Origin of the sequence: Acinetobacter sp. UBA3025, from assembly GCF_002367915.1 — a bacterium.
GTDB lineage: Bacteria > Pseudomonadota > Gammaproteobacteria > Pseudomonadales > Moraxellaceae > Acinetobacter.
In genome coordinates, this window is the sequence record NZ_DFDO01000265.1 from 1 (window position 1) to 5,033 (window position 5,033).

Annotated in this window: 4 protein-coding genes; 1 reads left to right on the top strand and 3 read right to left on the bottom strand. The window is 43.1% G+C overall.

The genetic code is table 11. The annotated features are described in order from the left end of the window. Positions 1 to 216 precede the first annotated feature (216 nt). Positions 217 to 1,167, top strand: a complete 951-nt coding sequence (locus B4J23_RS11140; protein ID WP_125279315.1) for a cation diffusion facilitator family transporter — start codon at positions 217 to 219, stop codon at positions 1,165 to 1,167. Between the two features lie 55 nt (positions 1,168 to 1,222). Here B4J23_RS11140 and B4J23_RS11145 read toward each other — a convergent pair whose 3' ends face one another. The 3 genes from B4J23_RS11145 to B4J23_RS11155 form a co-directional block, all read right to left on the bottom strand. After that, the gene (locus B4J23_RS11145) at positions 1,223 to 2,200 is read right to left on the bottom strand and encodes a fatty acid desaturase family protein (RefSeq protein WP_125279314.1); all 978 of its coding nucleotides are present in this window, start codon (positions 2,198 to 2,200) and stop codon (positions 1,223 to 1,225) included. A 94-nt stretch (positions 2,201 to 2,294) separates the two neighbouring features. After that, positions 2,295 to 3,083 (bottom strand): PaaX family transcriptional regulator C-terminal domain-containing protein, encoded by a 789-nt coding sequence (locus tag B4J23_RS11150; RefSeq protein WP_125279313.1) that lies wholly within the window; start codon positions 3,081 to 3,083, stop codon positions 2,295 to 2,297. A gap of 389 nt (positions 3,084 to 3,472) precedes the next feature. After that, on the bottom strand, positions 3,473 to 5,033 hold a 1,561-nt coding region (locus B4J23_RS11155), incomplete at its 5' end, for an electron transfer flavoprotein-ubiquinone oxidoreductase (RefSeq protein WP_291360643.1).

The window sequence follows — 5,033 nt, forward strand, 5'->3', positions numbered from 1 at the left end:
GACTCATTCTGAGTTCTGATTCTATGTCCGGTAGAGAGGTAAATTTAATAATTTAAGTACTAAGTTTGCTTAATGAATAGACATGGACATTTTAAAAGGGAGACACGTTATACAAAAAATTGCTTAAATATCAGCAGCGCAGGCGTAGTATAGAAAGTATAGGTAATAAGAAGTAGCTAAAACTTAGAATCAGATTCAAATGAAAAGGAGTATACGGTGGGTGGATCACATCATCATGATCATAGTCATGTAGAAGTTAGTGCGAAGAATGCTAAAAAACTGTCCATCGCCTTAGCTCTGACGACAGCCTTTTTAATTGTAGAAGTTATTGCCGGTTTTATGACTCAGAGTCTTGCCTTGCTTTCTGATGCAGCGCATATGTTTACCGATGCCGCTGCATTGGCGATTGCACTGGCTGCGATTAAGATCGGACAAAAACCCGCAGATGATAAACGTACCTTTGGCTACCAGCGTTTTGAAATTCTGGCGGCTTTGTTTAATGCGATTATGCTATTTCTGGTGGCAATGTATATCTTGTTCGAAGCTTATCAGCGCCTGAGCCATCCCCCTGAAATTGAAAGTCTGGGCATGTTGATTGTCGCCATACTTGGACTGGTCATTAACCTGATCTCCATGAAAATTCTGGTTTCTAGCAGTCAGGAAAGCTTGAATATTAAAGGAGCTTATCTGGAAGTACTGAGTGATGCACTAGGTTCGGTGGGTGTCATTATTGGCGCAATCATCATCTATTTCAGCGGTTGGATGTGGATCGACACCGTGATTGCGGTCATGATCGGATTCTGGGTCATTCCACGGACATGGATTTTGTTGAAACAGAGCATCAATATTCTGCTGGAAGGGGTTCCCGATGAAATCGATATTGAAAAACTGCGCCATGACCTACTGGCGCTAGACGGTGTTGAAGATATTCATCAGCTAAAAGTCTGGGCGATTACTTCCAAGAAAGTCATGCTGACCGTGCATCTGGTTGCGCCAGACGTTGACTATAAAAAGTTGCATCAGGAGGCGTTTGAGATGTTGCACCATGAACATCACATTACCGAGATGACATTACAAATTGAAGCAGAAGATTGTCCCCCAGAACAGCATCGGCAATCAGCCCATTTACATGAGCATCATGAGCATAAGGAAAGCCATCAACATTAAGTATGAGAAATTTTGCCATCACACTTAATGTATTTTTAAACTTCGATCTTTTATTTTAGCCTTTTAATAATGAAACAATTACATCTTTATAACTCGGTGGCGCTTTCACGTAATCGCGCTCTCGCAACATCTGATGCATTTTGGGCAGATTTTGATGTGGAACAGAGGCCATTAAATGATGTTCAATATGATAATTCACATGAATCGGTGCAACGAAAGCCCGCGCTAGCCAACCTGCACGGGTGGTACGGGTATTAGTCAGTGCAGAATGGCTGGTTTCCAGACCGGCATGCTCAGCCATTGCCCGGATACGGATAAACAGTGGGAAAGGGGTGATATAAGCTAACGGCCATAATAAATAAAGTTTCGGATGACCGCTGGCCCAAAGTGCAGAAAAGAGGGCAGCATTGGAAATCAGCATGCCCGAGCTATTTTTTAACAGATTCTTTGCCAGTTCCAAGTTACTGCGATTACCACGAGGAATTGGTTTCGGATCATTGGAAACACTCCATTCCAGAATTTCTAAATCCATCAAGACTCGGCCAGCCAGAAATTTTAGGCCGGATTGACCATTTAAATCTCTAAAGAATTTTCTAAATAATGATTGTTTAGTAATTGGAAAGTTTTTCACCAAACCTAAATCTGGATCATCAGGTTGAGAGGTGCGGGCATGATGTTTCAAATGATAAGGACGATATTTACCGACCTCATTCCAGATCGGACGGGCGCACAACCAGTCAGTGAAGTGTGTGTTTAGCCACTTGGTTTTAAACAGACTGTGGTGTGAGGCATCGTGCATTAAAATGGCCATAGCCAGCTGACGACCTGCCAGAATGGCTAATGCCAAGGCACATATCAATATTTTCCCCCAGACTGGTAAATATTCCCAGCTATAAGCGACTGTGCCAAAGGTCAAAACAATCACAGCCCAAGTTGAGCTCACTGCCAAAGCACCCTGTAAATCGGATGGGGTAGTCAGCTCTCTAATTTCTTCACGGCTAAATAGCTCTGTGACACTCACTTTACTGTTCATTATTCTGCCTTGATCTAATTCTTGTATTTCTTATCACTATATTTGAATTAAAATATTACAGTCAATTTATTTTTGTGAGTATGTGGGAAATAAATTATACACCTTGTTGTTGAAAATATTGCTGCCATAACTGCTGGCCTTGTTCCTCCATACGCCGTACAGCCAGTTCAAACTTTTGTCGGGCTGGAGCATCTAGCCATTCTTCAGGCAATAGCGGATCTGCACGCAGACTAAATACAGCAGATTTCGCCAGATAAAAGGCGGTTTTAGCTGATTCAGCCAAGGATAACTGTTGATGGTTTTCAAACCATTGTTCAATTTCCTGGCTGATATTCAAATAAGTTTGATGCAGGCCATGAATATCCCAAAGTGCTGATACATGGGTGTGCTGATCGATCTCGCTGACCTGAAAAAATCGTGCGCCTTGATCCAGACCAAACTTGACGGCTGCTGATTTAAGCTCGTTCAAACTGAGTTGTAAATTATCCGGGCGGATAAACACATTCTGTTCCAGTTCCTGAAATCCATAATAACGCAGGGCTTTTTCCCGTTTAGATAAGGCCGTACGATCTACTCGTCCCAACGCACCGGTATAAACCAGAATGTATTTGCCATCCCAAGCCGTAGCAGTCTGCATATTAGGATGTTTGTTCAGGCTGATAAAAGAAGTATCAAATTTTTTTTCAATTAACTGATAAATGCCGCGTTCTACTGACTGAATGATCTGATCCTGATTGAGGCGTGCGACCGCAACCCGCAAGCTGTTATCAGAGATTCCTAATAAATCTGCTGCACACAACATCTGTTTGATGCTAACAGTAGAATTATGTGAGGCATAGAGCAGGTCTAGCACCAGATGTCGGGCATTCAATTTATAAGTCATGAAACTAGATCGTGATTAGAAAATGGGAAATTGGAAACTTTTTGTACAATAGCATTTTGAATAGGGGTAACCAAAGAGGAATACGACTAAAGTGTTTTTATATTCAGGCAATTAATTTTAATTAAAGGTAATGTTTATAAATAAAAATGACTAGATAAGGTCTTGGTTTTTTACTGGGACACAATATTTCACAATCAATAAGCTGGTCTAAGCAGCAAGTCAGCGAAAAAGACCTGAATCTGTTTTTATTTTTTTATTCTTGATTATTTTTAATCCCAGCTCCCTAGGGAACTGGGATTACCTAAAAAATTAAAGTGAAGTGTTAGTTATAACTGCTTCAAAATTGGGTATATGAACAAGAAAAAGATTTCTTACTCACACAAATTACCCTACATATTCGGGTAATTCGGACCACCGCCACCTTCCGGTGTTACCCAGGTGATATTCTGAGATGGATCTTTGATGTCACAGGTCTTGCAGTGTACACAGTTCGCTGCGTTGATCTGGAAGCGTTTCGAACCGTCATCATTTTCCATGATTTCATACACACCTGCCGGGCAGTAACGCTGAGCAGGCTCATCCCATTTCGGCAAGTTGACATCTACCGGAATCGAAGCATCGGTCAGTTTTAAATGCGCTGGCTGGTTTTCTTCATGTACCGTGTTCGATACAAACACAGAAGACAGACGGTCAAAGGTTAGCTTGCCATCCGGTTTTGGATAGTTCGGCTTGAAGTTCACTGCATCAACTGTTTTCAGAGTTTTAAAGTCTGGCATCAGGTCATGCAGGGTAAATGGTACTTTAAACACGTTCTGGTCGATGAAGTTGAATGCACCACCCATCCATTGACCAAACTTGTGCATTGCCGGGCCAAAGTTACGCGCGCTGTACAGCTCTTCTTTTAACCAGCTGTTGTTGAACTTGTCTGTATAAGTAGTCAGTTCTTTAACAAAGAAGTCTTCGCCTTCAGTCACACGGGCAATCGCCAGATCACCGCCTTTTTCTACACCGGCAGCAATCGCTTCAAAGACAGCTTCCCCGCAAAGCATGCCAGATTTCATGGCAGTATGTGAGCCTTTGATCTTGGCAAAGTTCAGGAAGCCTGCGTCATCACCAATGAGTGAGCCACCCGGGAAGGTAAATTTCGGCAGAGAGTTAAAGCCACCTTTGGTTACGGCACGCGCACCATAAGAAATACGCTTACCGCCTTCCAGATACTGTTTAATCAGAGGATGGGTTTTCCAGCGCTGCATTTCCATGAATGGATACATGTGTGGATTTTCATAAGACAGATCCACGATCATGCCCAGAGTCACCTGGTTGTTTTCAGCATGGTATAACCACCAGCCACCTGACGAACCGGTTTCAGATAAAGGCCAGCCGGCACCGTGCATTACCAGACCTGGTTTGTGTTTCGCTGGATCGATTTCCCAGAGTTCTTTAATCCCGATCCCGTAGTGCTGCGGATCAGCATCTTTATCCAGATTGAATTTTTGGATCAGGCGTTTACCTAAATGACCGCGGCAGCCTTCAGCAAAGATGGTGTATTTGGCATGCAGCTCATAACCCGGCGCAAAGTTATGCGTCGGTTCGCCATCTTTACCAATACCCATGTCACCGGTTTGGATACCTTTCACCGTACCATCTTCATGATACAGAATTTCAGAAGCAGCAAAGCCCGGGAAGATCGATACTTCCAGCTCTTCAGCTTTCTGGCCTAACCAGCGCACCACGTTGCCCAGAGAGATGACATAGTTGCCATCATTGTGCATGGTTTTCGGTACCATCCAGTGTGGGGCTTCTTGTGATTTTTCATCTGAAAGAAGGAAGAAAGTTTTATCTTCTGTCACAGGAACATTTAAAGGCGCACCTTCTTCTTTCCAGTTCGGGAACAGTTCGTTCATGGCACGTGGTTCAAGCACAGCACCTGAAAGAATATGTGCACCGACT

Coding starts and splice junctions, on each gene's coding strand:
- B4J23_RS11150 (WP_125279313.1), bottom strand. CDS start 3,083: ATGACTTATAAATTGAATGCCCGACATCTGGTGCTAGACCTGCTCTAT.
- B4J23_RS11145 (WP_125279314.1), bottom strand. CDS start 2,200: ATGAACAGTAAAGTGAGTGTCACAGAGCTATTTAGCCGTGAAGAAATT.